Below are 23,276 nucleotides of genomic sequence, written 5' to 3'. Positions count from 1 at the left end.
ACCTTCATCTCTATAGCACCTAAATTATTATTCGCTATTCCTGTTCATTCTCCTGCAAGAGTTGTAAAAGTTTTGTCAATTTATGTTGAAAAGCCTTTCGGTCCTCCACAGTGAATGGTCGCGGGCCTTTGCCAAAACGGCCTTGCTTCCGTTCCTTAGCAGACGTATGACGACGATCCAGCATAAATTCAATGGTCTCATTCTCATAGGATGTTCCGCGAAAGGATAAAGCATAGCAGCGCTTAGCCAAAGCCAGTGCTGCCAGACCATAATCATTGGTTATAACCATATCCCCCTCGTGGATATGGTTGGCAATGTACAGATCCGCGCTTTGATCACTACGATCTACCGTGACAATGCTCACCCCAACTCCACCCTGCAGAACATGATCATATGAAGACACCATGATGACCTCAATATTATAATGTCGTGCCGTGGATATAATCTCTGCCTTAACCGGGCAAGCATCTCCGTCAACGACGATTCGGGTGTTATGATTCACGCAGCTCGTCACCCCTCTAAGACATGAAGTCACACGATGCATTAATTTCATAAGAAAAACGACTATCGACATGCTTTCACAGAAGACCTACCGCAAGTTGAAGTGGTCTAGCAATGATCGAATGGTTCAGCTACATTGACAAATTATACATTCTATCATCTTAAAATACGGAACGGCTGCATTATATGATGCGCAATCGTTCCGTATCTTATATCTATACCCAGTAATTCTTCAATTACACACGGCTTACCACACTAACTTGGAGAAATCTGCAAATTGCTTGAGGTCTCCATGAATGGATGCCAGTAGTGCAAGTCGATTCTCGCGTATATCCTGATCCTCTGCCATGACCATAACAGCATCGAAGAAGGAAGTAACGGCTGGAGTAAGCTCAGCTGCGAGCGAGATTGCCTTGCTTGCATCATGCACTTCCAGCGCAGCCGTATAAGGCACATGCAGCTTGCCCCATACTTCGTATAGATCCTTCTCTTGTTGCTCTGTCAGCAGCTCAGGCTGGATCGTCGTGCGTGATGCTTTGGCAGCAAGATTGGCCAAGCGATTGAAGGACTCAACAGTAATCTTGAAGTCCTCCTGCTCTTGAACTGCAGACATCAGTGCTTGTCCACGAGCAACGACCGACGCGATCTGGTCGAAGCCAGCCGCGATCACAGCATCCACGACGTCGTAACGCAGTGTCTCGGAGAGCAGCTTTTTCACACGCATACCAAAGAAATCCATGAGATCTTTACGAATTTCATCGCTACTGCGTTTCATATGCCCGAAATCCACATGTACGTTCAACGCTACCTCGAACAGATCGCTCAGCTTCAGAGCCAGTTCACAGTTCAGAATAATCTGAACAATCCCGGCAGCCTGACGACGCAATGCATACGGGTCCTGTGAGCCTGTAGGAATGATCCCGAGCGAGAAGCAACCTGTGATCGTATCGATCTTGTCTGCAATGCTGACGATTGCGCCAGCCATTGTTGTTGGAACCGCATCTCCAGCAAATCTTGGTTGGTAATGCTCGAAAATGCCTTTTGCAACATCCGCCTTCTCGCCAGCCTTAAGTGCATAATCCTGTCCCATAACGCCTTGCAGCTCAGGAAATTCATAGACCATTTGAGTGACCAGGTCGAATTTGCAAATATCAGCTGTACGGCTTACGGATTCCGCGTCATTGGAGGACACATTCAAGCTCTGTGCCAACGTATCAGCAATCTTGCGAACGCGGCGCACCTTATCTCCGACAGTACCAAGCTCCTCGTGGAATACAATGCTCTCAAGCTTGGACAGCGCATCCTTGATAGCTAGCTTCTGATCTTCTTCATAGAAGAATTTGGCATCGGAGAGACGGGCACGAAGCACTTTCTCATTCCCTTTAGCGATGACATCAAGTGACTCGTTTCCACCATTACGTACCGTAACAAAATAAGGAAGCAACTCCCCTTGCTGATCAAATACCGGGAAATAACGCTGATGTTCACGCATGGAAGTAATCAGTACCTCACGCGGGATGTTGAGGAAAGCCGGATCGAATGTGCCAAATAGCACGGTCGGTGTCTCAACCAGGTACAGCACTTCCTCTAGCAGGTCCTCTTTGATGGAGATATTCCAGGATTTCTCTTTGGCCAGCGCCTCGATCTGGTCCACGATCATTTTCTTGCGCACATCAACGTCAGCTACAACATGCTGCGCACTCAGCGCCTTTGTATAAGCGGATGGCTCAGATAGTGTTACTTCCGTGCCCAGAAAACGATGTCCGCGCGTTACATTTCCAGCCGTTACACCTGCAATCTCAAAAGGAACCACTTGCTCTCCGAACAATGCCACCATCCAGCGGATCGGTCGTACGAACTTGAAGTCGTAGTTGGCCCAGCGCATGAATTTTGGGAAAGTCATGGATTGCACAATATGACGCAGTCCATCTGCAAGAATTTTGGTAGTGTGAACACCCTTGCTGCTCTTGGTCGCATAGATATACTCTACGCCGCTCAACTCTTTAAAGGTGAACTGCTCCGGGTCTACTCCCTGACTGCGGGCAAACCCGAGCGCCGCTTTACTCCAGTTGCCCTGATCATCCAGCGCAATCTTTCGGGAAGGTCCTTTGACTTCTTCTTCAATGTCTTCTTGCTTCTCGGCAACATCATGCACCAGCACAGCCAGACGGCGCGGAGTAGCGTATGTCTCTAGGGTACCATGCTCCAGACGAGATTCCTGTAGCCATTGCAGCATGCGATCCTTCAGCTGCTCTGTTGCTGCAGGCAGGAAGCGGGCAGGTACTTCCTCCAGACCAATTTCAAACAGAATATCCTTAGACATGCTCTACATCCCCTTTCTTCAACAACGGGAATCCCAGCTTCTCGCGTTCCTCCATGTAGGTAGCGGCAATTTGCCGTGCCAGATTACGGACACGTGTAATGTAGCCCGTACGCTCTGTAACGCTGATTGCTCCGCGGGCATCCAGCAGATTGAAGGTATGTGAGCACTTCAGTACGTAATCATAAGCCGGGAACACCAGATGCTGTGCCATAGCCTTGTTTGCTTCTTCCTCATACATATTGAACAGGGTGAATAGCATCTTCACATCAGATACTTCGAACGTATATTTGGAATGCTCATACTCAGGCTGATGGAATACATCACCATAAGTTACGCCTTCCACCCACTCTAGCTCGAATACATTCTCTTTTTCTTGAATATAAGAAGCCAGACGCTCCATACCGTACGTAATCTCTACAGATACTGGGCTTGTCTCAATACCCCCTACCTGCTGGAAATACGTGAACTGCGTAATCTCCATCCCATCGAGCCATACTTCCCAGCCAAGACCAGCACAGCCCAGCGACGGATTCTCCCAGTTGTCCTCAACAAATCGAATATCGTGCTTCAGCGGATCAATTCCAAGGCGCTTCAGACTCTCCAGATACATCTCCTGAATGTTATCCGGTGAAGGCTTGATAATGACCTGGAATTGATGATGCTGGTACAAGCGGTTCGGATTCTCGCCATAACGACCGTCTGACGGGCGACGTGAAGGCTCCACATAGGCCACCTTCCATGGCTCCGGTCCCAACGAACGAAGGAATGTCATTGGGTTCATCGTGCCTGCACCCTTCTCGGTATCATAGGGTTGAACGATAATGCAGTTCTCAGCTGCCCAGAAATCCTGGAGCGTCAAGATCATCTGCTGAAAATTCATAGTACACGCCTCTCTTCTGTATATTGTATTTCCTTATGTACAGACGACATCTATGGCAAGCCGGACATGAAAAAGCCCCCGCCCCTCTACGTCTGCACAGACGTAGGGACGAGAGCATTGCTCCCGCGGTTCCACCCTACTTGATTATCAGTCCACTTACTGACAATCCGCTTTTCGGTGTTATTGTTAAATCCACGCTCCCGAGTGCCCATCACAGCTTGCTCCCACCGGGCTTTCACCATCCCCGACTCGCTATAAGAAGCCACATTCTGCTACCCTCTCGATCATAGCATAGCCATCTCACTCAAAGTGAAATGAGTTTCCTAGACAGTACCACACAATATCACATTGCATGATACCCAGATAGAAACATATTACTACTGAATATCGTATTTATCAAGCTGATCCAAAAAATTTCTAGTTTTGAGCTGTAAGCCTAGCTGCATATCCATAAATTGTCTCATGACCTGTTTGATCTCTTGCTTGGTGGAATCACTGATATTTACATTGCCCAATCTCGTTAGATCCAATTGCGCATACAACCGTAGTAGCTTAAGCGCTTTGGGTGACAGCTCTAGTGAAGCCGGATCAAAATGACGACAGGACCGACAGAGCACACCTCCAAGACGGGGGCTAATGTAGATGGGTACCTCCTCCAGTGCTCTTCCGCAAGAGATACACGCATCCAATTGAGGACCGTAGCCGGCAGCCTGGAGGATTTTCATTTCGTACATATTCGTCACGGTTAACGGGTCTTTTCCTTCAGACATGGCTGAAAGACAAGCCTTAAGCTGCCTGAACCAGAAGGCGCCTGTCTCTTCTTCCTGCAGTACACGATCCAGCAACTCACATACATAAGATGCATAAGCCGCCTTGACAATGTCCTCACGAAGCTCATGATGGGACTCCAGAATCTCTCCCGAATTCAGCGTACCCAGTCCTGTATTACGGAAGAATACATATGAGGCATACGTAAAGGGCTGTGTTAACGCTCCATGGCGGCTTTTGGGCTTCTTGGCCCCACGGACGAGTACCCCAACTTTGGCTCCGTTCTCGGTGCAAAGCGTAATAATTTTATTTCCCTCACCGTAGTCCATGCTACGGATGACGATTCCTTCCAACCTGTAGAGCATAACTGTTCCCCCAACCATTGCCTAACAAGCCAATCATTCATTGACTTCGTCCTCTTCGTCCAACTCTGCATCCACCGCACCCTGCTCAATTGCTTGAGCGTGCTTGTACAATAAATACGCATCGACATCTCCAGTCATCGTAAAATACTGCCACGAAAAATCTCGCATTCGTATTCATCCTCTCTTTTCGGAAATGGCGCCCGAATTAACGGAATGGCATTTACGAAATAGGATTGTTCGCTGACTGTCGTTGTATGTGTTGCAATTATTGGATGAGCTTAGGCATCACGGTGAAAACCAAGATCACGCAGCACACGCTCCTGATTGCGCCAGTCTTTCTTCACCTTAACCCACAGCTCCAGAAAGATCTTGGAGCCGAGTAAGTTCTCGATATCCCTGCGCGCTTGCTTGCCCACTTCCTTCAACATGGCTCCCTGCTTGCCAATGATGATACCTTTTTGTGAATCCCGCTCCACGTAAATGACGGCCGAGATTTGCACGATCCCGTTGTCCTGCTTACGCATATCCTCAATAATAACAGCGATGGAATGGGGAATTTCCTCACGGGTCATATGCAGAATCTTCTCACGAACCAGCTCCGCAATTACGAATTGCTCGGGGTGGTCAGTCACCTGATCATCAGGATAATATTGCGGTCCTTCCGGGAGATATCTCGCAATTTGCTCCAGCAGACGATCCACGTTATTTCCCAGCTTGGCAGATACAGGTACAATCTCGGAAAAATCATACAGCTTGCGATATTCTTCGATTAGTGGCAAGAGAGCTTCCGGCTCAATCCGGTCAATCTTGTTGAGTACCAATATTACAGGTGTGTTCACCTTCTTAAGCTGCTCTGCAATAAAGCGGTCCCCTCCGCCCATGCCTTCCGCAGCATCGACCAGGAACAAGACAGCTTCCACCTCGCCTAGTGTATTAAAGGCTGTCTGATTCATATAGTCACCAAGCTTGGACTGTCTCTTGTGAATACCTGGCGTATCCAAAAAAACGACCTGACTGTTCTCTGTCGTGTATACCCCATGAATTTTATTACGTGTCGTCTGCGGCTTGTCTGACATGATCGCTATTTTTTGGCCAATGACGTGATTCATCAGCGTTGATTTACCCACATTTGGTCTACCAACAATGGCAACGAATCCAGATTTGAATTGCTTCTTGGACATTTATTTTCCTCCTGAAAGATCATGCTCTAAATTAATACCTGTAAGCAAACTGGCTCCAGGCAAAAGACTCAATCGTTGAACTCTTCGTCTACTCTTTGCCTAGATCAGAAGGTCCGAATGCATAAGGAAGCAGCTCCTGCATCGTGGTCTCACGCATCTCGCCCTTCAAATTACCCAGAATAACAGGCATATCCGGCGCACATAGCTCTGCCATGACCTGACGGCATACACCACATGGAGCAATAGGCTGCTCCGTATCTCCAATTATAGCCATCGCCTTGAAGCTACGTGCCTTTTTCCCTTGAGCCATCGCGCTGAACATGGCTGTACGTTCGGCACAGTTGCTCGGCGTATATGCAGCATTCTCAATGTTGCAGCCATGATGAATATTTCCGTCCGCATCCAGCAGTGCAGCCCCTACCTTGAAGGAGGAGTAAGGCACATAGGCCTTCTCACGGGCAGCCCTCGCTTCTTGCATTAACCCTGACCAATCCATCATTATTCTAACCTCCAACTATAAAAAAATTAACGTAAAGATACAAGTTGACCTGCAATGTGCATTACAGGTTCAAAAAACACGATACAGCCGACAATAACGGCAAATACCGCAGCCATGAGCACAGCCCCGGCAGCGGTATCCTTGGCGATTTTGGCCAAAGGGTGAAACTCCGGGCTGATCAGATCCACCGTGGTCTCAATGGCCGTGTTGATCATTTCCGCCACCAGTACCAACGCCATGGCCGTGATGACAAAGAGCCAATCTATTACAGAAATATGTAGAATGTAGCCCATGACGCCGACCAGCAACGTAGCCGCCACATGGACTCTCATATTGATCTGGGTGCGAAATGCGTACACAATACCTTCCCAGGCATGGCGAAACGTAAGCCTCCATGATCGTTCTCTCATTATCTCAACAGCCCCACCTGAGCCAGCACAGCCTCTTGCTTGCCCATCATCTCCGCCTCGCTCGCTTCATCCTGATGGTCGTAGCCGAGCAGATGGAGAAAACCGTGCACGAATAAAAATCCAAGCTCTCGATCCAATGAATGACCGTACTCTTCACTTTGACGCTTGGCCGTCTGCACCGAAATGATAATATCACCCAGCATATCGGGCAACTCCAGCTCCGCTTCAGGTTCCAGGCTGTAGATAATATCAGGCTCCTCTTCCAGCTCCTCATTCATGGCAAAGGACAGCACGTCTGTGGGCCGGTCAATGCCCCGATATTGCTGATTCAGCTCGTGAATTTGTTCATCAGTCACAAAAGTAAGGGCCACTTCCCCTTCTGCTACACCTTCAGCCTCTCCAGCACGCTCCAGGAGGGTCTCCAGCGTGGAGATCAGGGCATCTGTTATTTCCAGATCATCCTGTTCACTATTCCATACCAATTGCAGGCCCATACATAACGCTCCTTTTATCGTTCATTTGAAGCCAATCATTTCACCCTGGCGGCTAAGCCGCTTTGGTGTATCTATCATCCTATCCAGACCCCGGCATGTCAATGAGTACACATCCCTTTCCATCCAGCTTCTAGGAGTAACACTCTATGACTGGCCGGTTTGCACGATTTGTAAGATCCTTGAGACCTTACAGCTAGCTACCGCTACATTCACATATACACTCTACTCGCAGCTCGATTTCTAGCTCTGCTTGGTCTCATTAGCCTGGACCGGCTTACCTTCCGGGTACTCAATTCTGGAATGAAATATTCCCATGACCGTCTCCTTCAATGTCTGAGCTATGATATCTAACTCTCGCATCGTCAGATCACAGTCATTGAATTGATGGTCATCCAGCTTACTCTTGATAATCTTCTCAATCATCGACTCTACTTGCTCCACTGTCGGCTTGCGCAAGGAGCGAACCGCCGCTTCTACACTATCAGAAATGCCAACGACCGCTGCTTCCTTGGATTGTGCCTTCGGCCCCGGATAGCGGAAATCGTCCTCCGTGAAATCAGGCTGAATGCCCTGTTCCTCAGCTTGTCGTAAAGCTTTGTGATAGAAATAATGGAGGAAGCTGGTCCCATGATGCTGCTCGGCAATGTCACGAATCGGCTTAGGAAGCTTGTAATCCTTCTGCATCTCCACACCGTCTCGTGCATGAGCAATAATGATGGATTTGCTCAGCTTTGGGTCCATGGAATCGTGAGGATTCTCCATTCCATTCTGATTCTCTATGAAATAAGAAGGACGCTTCGTTTTTCCTATATCATGATAGTACGAGCCAACACGGCACAGTAGGCCATTCGCACCAATCGCTTCGGCTGCCGCCTCCGACAGATTACCAACCATAACGCTATGATGGTACGTACCTGGTGTCTCGGTAAGCAGCTTGCGCAGTAGCGGATGGTTCGGATTCGACAGCTCTACCAGCTTAAGCGCAGATAGAATGCCGAATGTTGATTCGAAGAATGGCATCAGCCCAATGACCAGCACTGCTGTAACCAATCCACCAGCGAAGGCGCCTGCTGCGGCGTATAATGTTGTGGTCTGTGACCAGCCTCCCTCATCAATCCATGCAAGAGCGAACACGGTCAGACTGCCGAAAATACAGCACATTATGGCTCCCTTGAAGAGTGCTGATCGCTGACTAACCCGGTGGATCGTGAAGATGGCCGTCAAGGAGACAACAATGGCAAAAAAGCCGAAGTTATAATCGAAAATTTGATTTTGATGGACATTGAGAATAATGCTGGATAATACACTGAAGATGAGAGCACTCACAAAGGCAAGTGAACGGTCCAACAGCAGTGTAATCAACATGGCACCAATAGCGACAGGAGCAAAATAGCCCAAATAGGACCGGTCATTGTTCTGTACAATGCTAACTAGGTAGAGTGAGCCGATCGTAATAAGGAAAATGATTACCAGCATGAGAAGTTGAGCGTTATTATACTTGAATTTGGGAGAGTCTGACTGGCGTATATACATGAGCAGACCGCCTGCCAGCAGGCTCGATAGCACCAAAAGCCCCAACTGCGGCCAATAATTGATCTCGTCCTTAAGCAGATTGTTCTCATCTAGCAATGCATAGGTCTCAGGCGTAATTCGCTCTCCTTTTTGGACAAGCACCTCACCTTGTTTAATGAATACCGTAGGTGTATTCTCTCTGGCCTGCACCTTGGCTTCCTTCGTTGCTTCATCATCATAGAACTTATTAGCTGTGATGGCGAGTCGGGCAAGCTCCTGCACGACCTCACGCGAAGTCCTGTCGCTGAGCGTACTGGTGCTTACCAGCTCGGCTACCTTCGCCCTCGCACTTTGCGCATCGGTAATCTGATCATTCATGAGCCGAATCACAATTTCACGGGTAACTGGCTTCATGGCGGTAATTTGCTCGGAAGTCAGCCTTGGAATCTTGATGAATGTCTCCTCACTGATGCGATAAGTCTGCTCCTTCGTCCTCTGCAATACCTCGTCCAGTAGCTTTTGCGGATAGGTATCTGATTTGGCGCTATTATTCACAAAATTCTGTACAAAATCGCTGGCACGCTGCGGAATCTCCTGCTTATAGATCCCGATTTTATCCTCACGTGATACCTGGTCGTCCTGATTGAGCCGTTCAATCCGATCCAGGATGGATACCACGAAATTCTCATTGCGCATCGGAACAATCGTATAGATCGACTGCACACGCTCGGCAGCCTCTTCTTGCGCCTTCAGGGTAGCCTTGTTGTTCGGCAGCTGCATCGGAGCTACGATTTCTTTCTCGCTTGGCATGTTCACCTGAATATCGTAACGCTCCGGTAACAGTCGTGGAGACAGACTTACGAAGAAAAGAAGCATCAAAAATAAAAACAGAAGATAGCGTGTTGCCACGCTATACTTCCATCCGCTTGTTCTATACTGGAGCGCTCTGTCCTTCAATGGTTCTTTCGAGGTCATTAAAACAATCCCTCTCTATACTTGATTTTCAACAGCACGGTCATAGGCCACAATGATTTTCTGCACGAGAGAATGCCGGACCACATCTTCTTCGGCGAATTGTACGAAGCCAATCTCTTCGATTCCACTAAGAATGGACTTCGCCTCGACCAGACCTGACTTTTTGCCCCGAGGCAAATCAATCTGCGTTACATCCCCGGTTATGACCATTTTGGACCCGAACCCGAGACGGGTCAGGAACATCTTCATTTGCTCCGGAGTTGTATTCTGGGCTTCATCCAAAATGATAAAGGAATCATCCAGCGTACGACCACGCATATAGGCGAGTGGTGCAATCTCGATCAGGCCGCGTTCCAGTGCTTTTGCCGTCTGATCAGGACCCATCACATCGTATAGTGCATCATATAGCGGTCTCAGATACGGATCGACCTTCTCCTGCAGATCACCTGGCAGGAAGCCTAGGTTTTCTCCCGCCTCGACAGCGGGCCGTGTAAGCACGATTCTCTTGACGGAGCCTTCCTTCAGGGCAGCCACAGCGAGCACTACAGCCAGATACGTCTTGCCCGTACCAGCAGGGCCGATCCCAAATACTACATCACGCTTCTTGATCGTCGTGACATAATGCTTCTGTCCGATGGTCTTGACGCGGATGGGCTTGCCACGGAATGTGCTCGTAATCTCACCCTTGAACAAATCCAACAACTGATCGGCACGATGATCCTTCGCCAGTTCAACTGCATACAACATGTCACGCTCAGTCAGTACATAGCCGTTACGAATCAGCTGCAACAGCACATCAAAGAGCTGCCCCAGCATCTCAACCTCACGCACACCGCCATAAATCGCAATCTCCTGCTCGCGCGAATCAATCTTGGCTGTCGTAACGCCTTCAATTATCTTCAGAAACGAATCCTGCGGTCCGAAGAGCGACTGCCCCTCCCCCGCATTGTGAAGTGCAATGCGTATGCTGCCTTGTTGTTCAGCCAAATATCCTCAATCTCCTTGGTTATAAACTATCGGAAGCTCTTCCGTGATATACTGCTCAACTTCAAATAATACTTTCATATAAACTTTACCATTCTCTCTCTTCTCATGCAAAATTTTTTGTCCTAAAATTTCAGTTCCTTTGCCATATTTGGCTATAATCTGCTTTTTGGCATGCTCTATACCGCTAATCTTAGCCTCTGTCTCACTCACTACATGAGTGGCCTTCTGCGACTCCATAACGCGTTCAGTCATCCATCCAACGGGCAAGCGAAGATCTCTCCATGTAAGCGGATTATGCTCCGTTACGGTCTCATAAGCAGCATATGGCTTCTGGCCATAACCCCACATCTGGATGGCACGATTCCCGAGCACCAGATACAGTTTATCATAACTGTTCCCTGTATAGCTCTTTCTATGCTGCACCAGAGGAATCTCGATCTCATATTCATGCCATACCATGCCCTTGACCTCACCCTTGGCTACCACCATCTGGGCGTGCTGCTCGTCTCCGATCATGCCCGAAATCAGAATGTCGCCCTTCTTGACACGGGTGTTCCGACTAACCACAGGTCTGCCCTGCTCTGCATAAATCTCGGTAATTACTGCATCTGCCTTGCTAATTAAATGACGTGGACTAAGAAGCTTCGTCGGTTCAGGCTTCTCGGCTTCCACGATCTGAATAATGACCTCCGTACCGCGAATTTCCACACCCACCCACGAGGTGTCCGGTAGTCTGCGCATGAGGGCCTGAGACAGCTTGTCCTGGCTCATGAGCCGGAATTTCCATTGATAAGGGTACAGACCTTCGCTTTTGGCAGCCTGCAGCACCCGGTCCGCTGTAAGCCGATCATTGCCCCTTACCTCCACATTCCACACTAACGAGCTCATCAATACCAGCACCAGAATAAATATACCCACACCGGCTGCAAAAAAAGCCCTCCTACCCAGGCGTGACAGTTGAAACGGAAGCCCCCTGCGTTCATATACATGCATACGGGAGCCTGTCCGCCTCAAAAGGGGACGAAGCCGAAAGAAATCCGGCAGAAGTACCCTCATGCTGCTCATTTGCTCACCTAAGGAAACTACATCCCATACATGTATGCCCTGCACGGTCAACAGATTCACCAATTCAGCAATTCGTTCTCCCTTGACTACAAGTCGAACATGGCCTTGAATCCAGGTTAAGGTTGAATTCTTCAAGGTTCATCCCCCGTTCTCTCCATGCGTATATGGATAATCTCACCCTCTATACTTATCTCTTCTGGCAAAATAGAGGTGATCACAAGCTCCCTGCCCTCGATTCTCAGCTTCCCGTAAGCATGTGCCAGCAGAAGGTGCTCAGATGTGAAATCCATCAGGCCCTTGTGATTCTCGATATACAGCTGCCTGCTGCCAATTAAGATGACGCGGGGCATATCCAAAAGAATGTCCTGAGGCAAATCCAGAGCCTCACTGGTCCATTTCCGCAGCCTGCGGCTGAATCGGGCCATTAAGCAGCCTCCCCCTTCCTGTACTGCCGCACGATGCTGTAGTTGCTTGATCGCGCTATGAAGGGAATCCAGACGTATAGTCCCCTTCCATACACCCTATTCACAGACGGTATTTTTTATGTAAGGTGTACGCAAAAAAGCTGTATGTCTTCAAGAGACATACAGCTTTTCAGATACTAACACAATGCGATCGTATGCAGTTCAATGCAGTTCAATGAAGCTCGGTTCCATGCACCGCTTAACGCCCTATTTTACATCAACTCCAACAGCTTCACTCGTGCTTAATAGAGCATGCTTGAGCACTAGCTTATGAGCGGTAGCCGTCATGAGTTCGCAATTTTATGGGAATTGCAGCTTTAGAACAGGATTAATCTAGAGCATGTTACGACGATAACGCGTAGATCTGCGCTTCGACTTTGGAGGTGACAATATTTCGGACCAAATGATCCCTTGTCTGACATCGTCTGCAGACATTCGACGAAATTTGCTGCCACTGTTTGCAGACTCCGACAGTTCCTCTGCCGGTTCAAAGAGATTGGTGCTTGAAATCCGATTCAATCGCTCATTCAAACGTGCTCGCTCTTCTTCCATTTTGCGCAAACGCTCATCCAGAGTGTCACCCTCGCCATTATGATGACCCATGGATAAAGTATCCCGTTGAGTAGAACCCGTGTCCGTACGTTCATTCACGTCTCTACGCCTCTGATCATTCTCACGCTCATAGTCATAGTCATCATAGCCTTCATCATCGTCCCAGGAAGAATCATACCCGTCATCTTCATCCGGGTCATACTTGCGATCCTCCCCGTACCCTCGACCTGTCTGCGGCCCATTGGGATCGGCGTGAGAAGGGGATGGCTGAGTTGGTCTAGTTGGCTGCTGTGTAGATTTGGTCGCTCGACCAAGAAGCGAGAACAATCCGAAAAGAATTGCTGCCACAATATAAAAATTATCAAATATCCAGCCTATCAGGTTCATGATTCACCGCCTCACTTACGGTATCCGCTTCAATTATCTGTTATTGTTCGTGGAATCCCTGTCGGAGTCTTCATTAGGCTTACCAAGGGCTTCACGCATTTGCGTATCTGCCTCAAGATTTTGCATATTGATATAATCCATAACACCGATATTTCCACTACGTAGTGCTTCAGCCATAGCAAGGGGCACCTCGGACTCGGATTCTACGACACGCGCACGCATCTCAACGACGCGGGCCTTCATTTCCTGCTCTTGTGCTACGGCCATCGCACGGCGCTCTTCCGCCTTCGCTTGCGCAATTCGCTTGTCGGCTTCTGCCTGCTCTGTCTGCAGGAAGGCGCCAATGTTTTTACCTACATCCACATCCGCGATATCGATAGACAGAATCTCGAACGCTGTACCTGCATCAAGCCCTTTAGAGAGAACCGTCCGCGAAATCAGATCTGGATTCTCCAGTACGTCCTTGTGAGAGTTAGAGGAACCATTCGTACTTACAATCCCTTCCCCTACACGGGCAATAATGGTCTCTTCACCCGCACCACCGACGAGACGATCAATATTCGCGCGCACGGTAACACGAGCTCTTACCTTAACCTCGATACCATCCTTGGCAACTGCAGAGACAATAGGCGTCTCGATAACACGTGGGTTAACACTCATCTGGACAGCTTGTAGTACGTCACGACCAGCCAGATCGATAGCTGCTGCGCGTTCGAATTCCAATGGAATGTTAGCACGCTGTGCAGCAATTAGAGCATTTACGACACGGTCTACATTACCACCCGCCAAAAAGTGACTCTCCAGTTGATTAATATTGAGACCAAGACCTGCTTTAGTTGCCTTGATCAAAGGATTAACAATCCGGCTCGGCGTAACCCGGCGCAATCGCATCGCAACCAGCGTAATGATTCCTATCTTTACACCCGAAGCCAATGCGGAAATCCACAGCATAACCGGGAAAAAGCTAAAGAAGACACTAAGGACAATAATCGCCAGCACAGCGATCAGCAATATTCCGATGAATCCACCTTCGAACAATTCGATCATCCTCCAAGTATAAATACATATTTTTTGATGCCTCACCGCTTGGAATTCAGCCAGAGTCTATATAATCATCCAGCATCTGCCCTGCTTAGACTAGACCGAATCTGTCACCTCAGCGACGACAACTCGGCCTCCCTCCACTTTAATGACGACGATCGGTTTGTTCGCTTCAATAAAGCCACCTTCAGTCACCACATCAAAACGCTCACCATCAAGACTCACTGTACCTGATGGACGCAGGGGAGTAAGACTGCTACCTGTCTTGCCCGTAAGCGCGTCACGATTCGTGACAGAAGAATAACCACGATCGGCTGTCAGGTTCTCACTAAGTATAAATTTATTCCATACCCCGCGGTCCTTAAAGGCAATCGCCACGATTACAATAATTACGGATGCAGCAGCTGTTGCAATACCTAATGATAAGAGTGCATGCGATGTATCATAGGCAGCGCGTACCACTCCTGTAATCAAGCTGATCGAGCCCAGCAAGCCGAGAATCCCGTAGCTTGGCACGAATATCTCAATCATCAGCAGCACCAGTCCAATAATGAACAACAGCCATGTCTCGTAGCCTGCAAAGCCAGCCGCGTAATTACCGAAGAAGTACAAGCCAAAGGCGACGATGCCCACAATTCCTGGCACACCAAAGCCTGGTACCAGCAGTTCAATCACCACACCAGCAATACCAAGGAACAACAGCAGCACTTGTACCCATGGATTGGTCAAAAATTCTGCGAACCGCTCCAAGGGAGTCTTGTTTACCTCGAAGACATCGTCGGTTCCGTATCCCATCCACTCAATAACTTCCTGTCTTGACGAGGCAATGTGATCCGCGTAACCAGTCTTCAAGGCCTCTTCACTGGTCAAGGCAATAATCTCGCCTTGTTGCTTGACCTTGCCGATCTCATCCATACGAACTTCGATCTTGGTATCGACCATGCCCTCAGCTATCTGCGGGTTGCGTCCATTCGCTTCAGCTACAGAGGCCATATCACTCTTCCACGCTGCAATCAGCTTAGGGTCATCAATATGATTTCCCAGCCCATCGACCAGCGCTGCCGCTCCAATCATACTGCCCGGCTTCATGACAATCTTGTCTGCGCTAAGGGCTATGTAACTGCCTGCCGATGCGGCATTGCCCTGTATATAGGCTACCACGGGAATCTCGCTGCCCTGAATCAGCTCACTAATTCGTTCTGCAGTGTCGACCCGCCCGCCAGGCGTATTTATCTCCAATACAATCAACCCAGCCTTGGATACTACAGCTTCACTGAATCCACGCTTCAACACGTTCTCTAGCCCCTGCTCAATCGTCTGTTTTACAGGGAGTACATAGACTACCCCCGTCTCAGCGCGTTCTTCTGTAGCAGCCGCTGGCTGCACCATGAAGGCGGACATCAGCAGGATACCTAGCATTAGAAAAGACAAGCTCAGCCTGAATAGCTTTCGTTGGTTGAACCTAGCCATTCTTTCTACCTCCTTTCCCACCTAGTATATACAGCTTACCAGATTTTTCACCTGAACATTCCGCAAATCCCAAAATGTATCTCACTGAATTATGCTTCACTCCAGTACCATACACTCTTGGGATCTGCCATGCACATTTTTACGCAGCAAACGCATTCAGGTTTCAAAAAGTTGACACTTCACCTACCGACCATGTCACACCTTGTCTGGGCAGGCCAGATTAGCACTTGTTCTGCAACAGCATTACGTCTGTGTCATAAAGTGCACTTCATCGGTTTATACATGTATGTGCGCATAGAAAAAACACCCCCTCAGGTTCGAGGGAGTGTTTAGCTTCTTTAAATTATTGCAGAAATTGTTGAACCGATTGGTTCACGAGTTTACCGTCCGCGCGCCCCTTTACCTTAGGCATCAAGGCGGCCATTAATTTACCCATATCGGCTTTCGAAGAAGCACCGGTTTCCTGGATGGTCTGCTGTACAATAACTTTAATTTCTTCTTCGGTAAGCTGCGTAGGGAGATATTGAACAAGAATCTCGATTTCTGCTTTGGTACTTTCCGCAAGCTCGTCACGGTTAGCTTTTTCAAATTCTTGGAGGGCATCTTTCCGTTGTTTGATCTCACGACTCAGAATATCAAGCACTTCGTTGTCATCCAGATCACGTTTCAAATCTATTTCAAGATTTTTGATCGTAGAACGAACCATTCGAATGGTGGAGAGTTTGAACTTGTCCTTACTCTTCATCGCCTGCTTCATATCTTCGTTCAATCGTTCGCTCAAATGCATGGTATTTAGCTCCTCCTAGAACTTTCTCTTACGAGCAGCCTCGGACTTTTTCTTGCGCTTTACGCTTGGCTTTTCATAATGCTTGCGTTTCTTCACCTCAGCCAATACGCCATCTTTAGCGATGGAACGTTTAAAGCGACGAAGTGCAGCATCAATTGTCTCGTTTTTGCGAACTTTAGTTTCAGACACCAGTTTTCCCTCCCTCCGACCAGACCGTCCAAGAGCAATAACACGGTTCATCACACCTCATTATAGGTGAAAATTTTGTCCCGTGTCAACCTTAACTGTAAATAGATTTTGAATGTACCCCAGAACACATTCAAGAACGCATTCATACCCTTCTTTTGAAGCCTAATTATTAAGCGTTTGGAGGGCGTAACTAAGCGTGTGAATCCGAGATTCCCGTCAGTGCACCAAGCTTTGCACCACCCAGAAGATGGTAGTGAATATGGTGTACTGCCTGTCCACTGTCCGGACCACAGTTATTAATCAAGCGGTATCCTGATTGCTCCACACCAAGCTCACGCGCTACCTGCTGTGCTACGCTGTGCATGTCGCCAATCAGCGCCAGATCTTCATTTGTTACCTCGTTCATAGAAGCAATATGCTTCTTCGGAATAATCAACACGTGCACTGGAGCTGCTGGCTGAATGTCATGAAATACAACCACATTGTCTGTCTCCATTACTTTTTTGCTCGGAATTGTACCTTCAACAATTTTACAAAACAAGCAATCCATCCGTCTGCCTCCTAATATCAAAATCATTCTATAGATATCATACCGGAAATAGAGCAGGCCCGTCCAATAAAACCCAAGTAAAGGACCCGCCTGTATATACAGAGCGGGCTTACGCTTCCACGATATCGCTGCGCTTAAAATACCAGCATCAATAGTAAGGCAACAGACTAATAGCAGTTAGCACATACAGTGGCAACACAAGCTGTTGGAAGCGGCGTCTGCCATATCCGTACGGATATCCACCAAAGCCAAAACCCGGGTAACCGAAGGCACGCATGCCACCGCCGCATCCACAGCCACAGCCACCGTGCATGCCTGGCGCCATGTTTGTTGATTCATAGGGCATATTTGCATTTTCGCCACCTACGGGCACGGCTAGATAGAGATTCTCGTCGTCAACATGCTCGACAATACCGTCATGAATCCCGCCATCTCTCGTCCACACGCATACATAGCGATGCATGTGCTTCTTGCACAGCCCCTTGGCATCATCCTTCTCAGCCGCAGCTGGAGATGTCATTCCCGGCATCGGGGCATTAATGTTAGTTGGCATGGAGCCTTGGGCAGGGCTCACTACAACTGGATTGTTATTTTCCATATCCTGCATTCCTCCTCATAGCTTCTGCTGTATAGTATTCAGAAATAGGCTCTTTGCTACTTGAAATTCAGCATTGACCTATAGACACAGAGGAAGCTAATACGCAGCGCTGTACTCCTTAGCTATTTCGAGGAGATGAAAACGTTACATCACAAATAAAACGCAATAGTAAAAATAGAGAGTCAAAATAACTGAGATCTTATCTGAGTAGTAATTAGTGTTCTTAAACGTGTCGAATTCTAAATTGAATGCTTAATTGAGTCGTATTGCGAACATACTTAGGTCATTAACTTAGGTCATTAACTTAGGACTTAACTTAGACCGTATTAAGCATGTGGACATGAAGAAATCACAGCCAGTTAAATTGGTTAGGATAAAAAAAGGCATCCCCTTTCGGTCTTCGGAGACCGGGGCAGCATCTCATCAATTCGGATTGATCTGCCCTAGGGAATGCAAAGTATAGTATGTCGGCTTAGCTGTATTATAACAGCACCTTGAATCTGTCTCTGTGAAGAATATCACGTTGCGAATGACGTTACGAATGAATCGCTACTTACAGCGTCTCCATCACTACTCTAGAGCCGCCACCCTCTCGGTCAGGTGGAAGCACTACAATTTTGCGTGGAAGGCGCGCACGAAGCTCTGGGACGTGGCTGATGACACCGACGGATAGCTGATCATGGTGCAGCTTCTCCAGTGATGAAATGACCGTATCAAGCAGCTCTGGGTCCAGTGTCCCGAACCCTTCATCGAGGAAGAAGAACTGAAGTGGATATTGACCACGCAATTGAATCTGGGCAGAAAGGGCCAATGCCAAGGCTAGCGAGGTCAAGAAGGTCTCACCTCCCGATAGTGTGGACACAGGCCGCTTCATCCCCCCATTCGCATCATCCACAATGACGAACCCGCCTCCTGAATCGACTTCCAGCGCGTAGCGTTGTCTCGTCAGAAACCGAAGCCGCTGTGAAGCCGACTGGCTCACTTGAATAAGCTGCTCCTCGGCAATGTATTCCACAAAGGCATTGCCTCGCAGGCAGCTCTGCAGCTTGGACAGCTGCTCGCTCTCAGCGACAAGCTGCGTCCGCTGATGCTCAAGCTCCTTCCATCGAACATGGCGAAGCTGAATATCTTCCCAGTCCCGCTCTGCCTTAGCCTTCTCGCTCATCGCTGTTTCATCACGTTCACGGGCTTCCCTCAGCCGGGTCTGGTGTTCTTGCCACTGCCCCTCGGTCAGTTCAGCACCAGACAGACGCTCCTGAAGATGTCGTACATGTGTACGCACCTCCTTCTCCAGCTCTCGATGATTCAGCACCTCCTGACGATGCTGGTTCACACTTGCTTCATCCAGAATAGAGGATAGCACCTGCTGCTCCGTGGCAAAGGAAGACCTCCCAAGCTGCTCATTCCATTGCTCCTCGGCACTTGTTCTCCGTTCTACAGCTGCTGTTGCTGTCTGCCTTGCCAGCAGCAGTGTTCTGGAGGTATCGTGCTTACGCTCCTCGGATTGCAGCTTGACAGCGCGATTGCTTCGAGACTCCTCCCGGAGTGCCTCAAGACGGGTGCGGGACTCCTGCAACAACTGTCCTGCATGTCCATCACCGATCCAGGAATGAAGGCGGCTGGACTTCTCCTTCAGCAGCTCTTGTTTGCCTCCAAGCTCCCCATCCATCGTAATAATCTGCTTGTCCAATTGGACCACTTCCTGCTCCAGTTGCTGCACAGCAGCCTGTTTTTCTTCAAGGAAGCTCACACTGGTACTCAGCCGTTTTCGAATATCCTCAGCTCGTTCATCTCGCTCCTGCAGCACACGATATTGCTCCTCAGTCTGCTGAATCGACATTCCAGGATGCTCCTGTTGCCAACTGGATTCGGCATTCGTCCGGCGTTCGAAGAGGGTATTGCGCTTGCGCTCAGCCTGTATGTAAGCCGCTTCGACGGCTTCGCGCTCGGCAACGGCTCGTATGTGCTTCTGGTGAATAGACTTCTCGCGCTGCTGAAGAGCTGTGAACTGCTCCTGAAGCGTCTGGGTATAGCTCTGAAGCTCCGTCAAGGATTCCTTCAGCTCGCTCAGTGCAGATTGGCAATCCTCGACGCTACGAATAGCGTCAGCGACTTCGCTTGGGCTATTTGTCCGTGCAGAAGCTACATCGGTCACTGACATGGGCTCTGCTAGTGCTGCTGCAGCCTCTGCTGTATACGACGGTAGCTGCAGCTGTATATTCCGATACTCCTGAAGCCGCTGGCGTAGCTCTATTCGCAGGTCCTGCAGCTCGCTACTAAGCTCCTGAAGCTGCTCTAGCTCAGAAGCTACCTGCTGCTCAGCAGTTATTACAGCTGCTGGTGCAGGATGATCCAATGAGCCGCACACTGGACAAGCCTCACCCTGCTGCAGGCCAGCCGCGAGTCTGGTAGCGAGTCTATGGAGCTCCTCCTCCTGCCGCTCCCTACGCTGGTGCTCAAGTGCTGCCGATAGGGCTACTCCCTCATCCTTCATACGCTCCTGCAGGCTAAGCCAACGTTCTACTTGACTGGACGCAAGCTCAGCAAGCTGTTGATGGCTGGATGCAAGCTCTGCAACCTCCTCTGATAACTGCTTCTCTACGGCCCTAGCACGCGCCACAAGCTGCTCCTGTGCTGTCAGTTCCCCTTCGGCTTCATGAAGCTGCTCTGTCCATGTCCGTAACTGCTGCACCTGCTGTAGGGCAGTTTGAAGGAGCTGCCGCTCTTCGAACTTTACCTCAACCTGCTCCAACTCCTGCTGCAGCTCCTTCTGACGGGCAGCTCCACGAGCGTACAGCTCCCGTTCACGCGTAAGCGTGCTCTCAAGCTGCTCTCTTTGTTGCCTGCCTGCGGTTAACTGCTGCACTACTTGGTCACAACGGATCGAGAGCTCCTCGACATCCCGTTGAAGCGCCTGAGCCTGCTCCAACTGATCTATGCGAACGAGTAGCTTCGGTTCTTCCTCCGTGAGCGCCCTTTGCGCACGCTCATCAGATTCAGCAGCTTTAATTGCTGCCTCCTCAGCTTGCTGCGCCGCCAACTGAGCTTCACGGGCGCTTCGCTCCTGCTGCTCTGCGTGCTCAACCGAGCGTCTCCACTCCTGCAGCACAGGCAGCAGCGAAGCCGCACTTTCTGCCATGGCCAGCCGCTGCTCCAGCTCAGCAATCGCCGACTCGCGGGAAGCAAGACGTTCAAGCTCGACCTTGCGCCCGTCCAGTTCGACAATCAGTTCACGCAGCTTGCGCATAGTCTCTGCCTCACCTGATAGCTGCTCCAGCTCAGAGCGGATCTTCACAGCTGCAACTACAGCTTCCTTCAGTCGTCCCTCCGTCTCCTTGAGCGCTTCCTCTCCCGCTTGCCCAAGCCCCTGCTGCTCAGCCTCCAGCGTTCTCAAAGCCGCCTCACTCGCCTTCACGCGCGCGCTAAGCTTCTGGGCAAGCTGGTCGCCATAGCGCTCCAGGTGAAATAGCCTCTGAAGCATCTGTCTGCGCTCACTGCCCTTCAAGGACAGGAACTCGGCAAATTTTCCTTGCGGCAATACTACGGCTCTCGTAAAATCATCCATCTTCAGACCGATGATATCCTCAACGCACCGTGTAACATCTGCGAGCTTGTCTGCGAGTACCTGATCACCCTCAGGCGTAATGGAGACAATTCGGCTCAGTGTATTGCTGACCGATACACCAGATGTCCGCTTAAAACGCCGTTCCACCCGATAGCGCAGCGGTCCGTCAGCAGACATCAGCTCAAAGGTGAACTGCACCGAGAGCGAATCCTCGGCATGATTCATGATGCCCTGTGTTCCATTAACTGCTCTCTCTACCTTCCCGTACAAGGATAGTGTAATAGCATCCAGTAGCGTTGATTTCCCACTGCCAGTAGGCCCGAAAATCCCGAACAGACCTGTCTCGGTCAGCTGCTCGAACTGAATCTCCTGCGTCTCCCTGTAGCTTTGTAGACCTCCAACTTTTAATAGAATCGGCTTCATGACGGTATCCCCTCACCGCTCTCACGAGCTGAATCCTCTGAAAATACGGCTTCACGGTCCGCATCCTCGTCCACCAGTTCCAGAAAAAGCTTCACAAGCGCGTCTTCCGCTTCAGCCCCCCCAGTCTGTCGCTGGTAAAAGGAGCGAAACAGCTCAGGCAAGGGTAACTCGGAGCGCTGCTGCTCTACCATAGAGGTGACCATCTCGGGATAAATCGGGCGAATATGGATAATGCCGTCCCTGCTTTTGCGTAGACGCTGAATATCCCCCATAGACATCGCTTCGGTCAAGGTAACCTCCAGATCAATGTAGGCCGTCTTGTCCAGCCCTTCATCAAGCCACCGATATACCTCCTCCAGACCTCCCTTAGCCCGCCAACGAACTAGCGGACGACCGCTCGTCAAATGCAGCTCCTCAAGCTGTATAGCCTTTCCAGGAGAAGCATCAATAATCGTGACCGATTTCGCCTGCCCCGCCTCCGAGAAGCTGTAGGCCAATGGAGATCCGCTATAACGAATTACTCCCTCACCTTTTACATGCTGGGGTCTGTGAAGATGCCCAAGCGCAGTATACTGGGCACCAGTGGCCAGGGCTGAGGGATCGACCGTATAGGCTCCTCCGACCTGAATGGGTCTTTCCGAATCCGTCTCAAGCCCGCCTAGAACATAAATATGGCTCATTGCCAAGTTCACGGTGTCTGGTCGGAATGACGCTGCCATGTGAGACATTAATTTACCTACTCGTGTACTGTAGGCCTCACGCAGCACTCCCTCATCCCCCTCCACGGTCAGTAGCTCGTTCAATCGAGCCTCTGACGGGTAAGGAAGGGCCGCCAGACAAGCAACCTCATCTGTACGGGGCACATGGATTCGAAGGGCCTCCGAGCCAGGCAGACCTACTAGCTCAATGCCTCGGCGTTGGACAAGCGGCTTGACGGAAGCCACGCGCTCCGGCTGGTCATGATTCCCGGCAATAACCGCTAGCTGCCGACCATGATCCGTCAAACGCGCCGCTGCTTCATAGAACATCTGCTCGGCAACTGCCGGCGGATTCACGGAGTCGTATACATCGCCAGCCATCAGAATCAAATCCACCTGCTGGTCATCAACGATTCGAACGAGCTCCTCCAGAAAGGCTTCCTGCTCCTTTACACGACTCCGTCCTTCCAGTGTCCGGCCTAGATGCCAATCTGCGGTATGCAATATTCTCATGCGGGTTCCTCCTTTCGCACACACTTGTACTTATTCACTGTATTTATTCACTTGTGCTTGTTCATGTACTTATTCACTG

23 protein-coding genes are annotated in these 23,276 nt (G+C 49.6%); all 23 read right to left on the bottom strand.

What is annotated here, in order from left to right; genetic code table 11:
* Nucleotides 1-34 precede the first annotated feature (34 nt).
* Nucleotides 35-544, bottom strand: coding sequence for a YaiI/YqxD family protein (locus tag D328_RS0119615; protein ID WP_051091172.1), 510 nt, complete (start codon nucleotides 542-544; stop codon nucleotides 35-37).
* 204 nt (nucleotides 545-748) lie between these two features.
* The gene (gene glyS / locus D328_RS0119610; protein WP_018886740.1) at nucleotides 749-2,824 is read right to left on the bottom strand and encodes a glycine--tRNA ligase subunit beta; all 2,076 of its coding nucleotides are present in this window, start codon (nucleotides 2,822-2,824) and stop codon (nucleotides 749-751) included.
* Nucleotides 2,817-3,704, bottom strand: coding sequence for a glycine--tRNA ligase subunit alpha (gene glyQ / locus D328_RS0119605; RefSeq protein ID WP_018886739.1), 888 nt, complete (start codon nucleotides 3,702-3,704; stop codon nucleotides 2,817-2,819). The genes glyS and glyQ overlap by 8 nt, the downstream gene beginning before the upstream one ends.
* A gap of 86 nt (nucleotides 3,705-3,790) precedes the next feature.
* On the bottom strand, nucleotides 3,791-3,970 hold the full coding sequence (locus D328_RS0119600) for a hypothetical protein (protein ID WP_018886738.1): 180 nt from the start codon (nucleotides 3,968-3,970) through the stop codon (nucleotides 3,791-3,793).
* A 111-nt stretch (nucleotides 3,971-4,081) separates the two neighbouring features.
* Complete coding sequence (recO, locus tag D328_RS0119595; protein WP_018886737.1) at nucleotides 4,082-4,837, bottom strand: DNA repair protein RecO; 756 nt, start codon at nucleotides 4,835-4,837, stop codon at nucleotides 4,082-4,084.
* Nucleotides 4,838-4,870: 33 nt separating this feature from the next.
* On the bottom strand, nucleotides 4,871-5,005 hold the full coding sequence (locus tag D328_RS30780) for a YqzL family protein (protein ID WP_018886736.1): 135 nt from the start codon (nucleotides 5,003-5,005) through the stop codon (nucleotides 4,871-4,873).
* 110 nt (nucleotides 5,006-5,115) lie between these two features.
* Nucleotides 5,116-6,018 (bottom strand): GTPase Era, encoded by a 903-nt coding sequence (gene era / locus D328_RS0119585; RefSeq protein WP_018886735.1) that lies wholly within the window; start codon nucleotides 6,016-6,018, stop codon nucleotides 5,116-5,118.
* An 88-nt stretch (nucleotides 6,019-6,106) separates the two neighbouring features.
* Nucleotides 6,107-6,514: a cytidine deaminase gene (locus tag D328_RS0119580; RefSeq protein WP_025679302.1), complete on the bottom strand. Its 408-nt coding sequence runs from the start codon at nucleotides 6,512-6,514 to the stop codon at nucleotides 6,107-6,109.
* A 29-nt stretch (nucleotides 6,515-6,543) separates the two neighbouring features.
* The gene (locus D328_RS0119575; protein ID WP_018886733.1) at nucleotides 6,544-6,927 is read right to left on the bottom strand and encodes a diacylglycerol kinase family protein; all 384 of its coding nucleotides are present in this window, start codon (nucleotides 6,925-6,927) and stop codon (nucleotides 6,544-6,546) included.
* Nucleotides 6,927-7,421, bottom strand: a complete 495-nt coding sequence (gene ybeY, locus D328_RS0119570; RefSeq protein ID WP_018886732.1) for an rRNA maturation RNase YbeY — start codon at nucleotides 7,419-7,421, stop codon at nucleotides 6,927-6,929. The genes D328_RS0119575 and ybeY overlap by 1 nt, the downstream gene beginning before the upstream one ends.
* 240 nt (nucleotides 7,422-7,661) lie before the next feature.
* Nucleotides 7,662-9,908 carry an HD family phosphohydrolase gene (locus tag D328_RS0119565; protein WP_018886731.1) on the bottom strand — a complete coding sequence of 749 codons (2,247 nt, stop codon included), beginning with the start codon at nucleotides 9,906-9,908 and terminating at the stop codon, nucleotides 7,662-7,664.
* Between the two features lie 15 nt (nucleotides 9,909-9,923).
* On the bottom strand, nucleotides 9,924-10,895 hold the full coding sequence (locus tag D328_RS0119560; protein ID WP_018886730.1) for a PhoH family protein: 972 nt from the start codon (nucleotides 10,893-10,895) through the stop codon (nucleotides 9,924-9,926).
* Between the two features lie 6 nt (nucleotides 10,896-10,901).
* Nucleotides 10,902-12,095, bottom strand: a complete 1,194-nt coding sequence (gene yqfD, locus D328_RS0119555) for a sporulation protein YqfD (protein WP_018886729.1) — start codon at nucleotides 12,093-12,095, stop codon at nucleotides 10,902-10,904.
* Nucleotides 12,092-12,385: a sporulation protein YqfC gene (gene yqfC, locus D328_RS0119550; protein WP_018886728.1), complete on the bottom strand. Its 294-nt coding sequence runs from the start codon at nucleotides 12,383-12,385 to the stop codon at nucleotides 12,092-12,094. Before yqfC ends, yqfD begins: the two co-directional genes overlap by 4 nt.
* A gap of 372 nt (nucleotides 12,386-12,757) precedes the next feature.
* Entirely contained in the window at nucleotides 12,758-13,363 is a 606-nt protein-coding gene (locus tag D328_RS0119545) for a hypothetical protein (RefSeq protein ID WP_018886727.1), read from the bottom strand.
* Between the two features lie 33 nt (nucleotides 13,364-13,396).
* The gene (floA, locus tag D328_RS0119540; protein ID WP_169445809.1) at nucleotides 13,397-14,410 is read right to left on the bottom strand and encodes a flotillin-like protein FloA; all 1,014 of its coding nucleotides are present in this window, start codon (nucleotides 14,408-14,410) and stop codon (nucleotides 13,397-13,399) included.
* 90 nt (nucleotides 14,411-14,500) lie between these two features.
* Nucleotides 14,501-15,874 carry an NfeD family protein gene (locus tag D328_RS0119535; protein ID WP_018886725.1) on the bottom strand — a complete coding sequence of 458 codons (1,374 nt, stop codon included), beginning with the start codon at nucleotides 15,872-15,874 and terminating at the stop codon, nucleotides 14,501-14,503.
* A gap of 343 nt (nucleotides 15,875-16,217) precedes the next feature.
* Nucleotides 16,218-16,661: a GatB/YqeY domain-containing protein gene (locus tag D328_RS0119530; RefSeq protein ID WP_018886724.1), complete on the bottom strand. Its 444-nt coding sequence runs from the start codon at nucleotides 16,659-16,661 to the stop codon at nucleotides 16,218-16,220.
* 15 nt (nucleotides 16,662-16,676) lie between these two features.
* Entirely contained in the window at nucleotides 16,677-16,850 is a 174-nt protein-coding gene (rpsU, locus tag D328_RS0119525) for a 30S ribosomal protein S21 (protein WP_005547957.1), read from the bottom strand.
* Between the two features lie 190 nt (nucleotides 16,851-17,040).
* On the bottom strand, nucleotides 17,041-17,400 hold the full coding sequence (locus tag D328_RS0119520) for a histidine triad nucleotide-binding protein (protein ID WP_018886723.1): 360 nt from the start codon (nucleotides 17,398-17,400) through the stop codon (nucleotides 17,041-17,043).
* 148 nt (nucleotides 17,401-17,548) lie between these two features.
* Nucleotides 17,549-17,953, bottom strand: a complete 405-nt coding sequence (locus D328_RS0119515; RefSeq protein WP_081625317.1) for a hypothetical protein — start codon at nucleotides 17,951-17,953, stop codon at nucleotides 17,549-17,551.
* Nucleotides 17,954-18,551: 598 nt separating this feature from the next.
* Nucleotides 18,552-21,986, bottom strand: coding sequence for an SbcC/MukB-like Walker B domain-containing protein (locus D328_RS0119510; RefSeq protein WP_018886721.1), 3,435 nt, complete (start codon nucleotides 21,984-21,986; stop codon nucleotides 18,552-18,554).
* Nucleotides 21,983-23,197, bottom strand: coding sequence for an exonuclease SbcCD subunit D (locus D328_RS0119505; protein WP_018886720.1), 1,215 nt, complete (start codon nucleotides 23,195-23,197; stop codon nucleotides 21,983-21,985). The genes D328_RS0119510 and D328_RS0119505 overlap by 4 nt, the downstream gene beginning before the upstream one ends.
* Nucleotides 23,198-23,276 lie beyond the last annotated feature (79 nt).

This window comes from Paenibacillus massiliensis 2301065 = DSM 16942, from assembly GCF_000377505.1.
GTDB classification, from domain to species: domain Bacteria; phylum Bacillota; class Bacilli; order Paenibacillales; family Paenibacillaceae; genus Paenibacillus; species Paenibacillus massiliensis.
The sequence above is the reverse complement of the archived record's forward strand: the minus strand, read 5'-3'. Positions and strand labels throughout refer to the sequence as shown.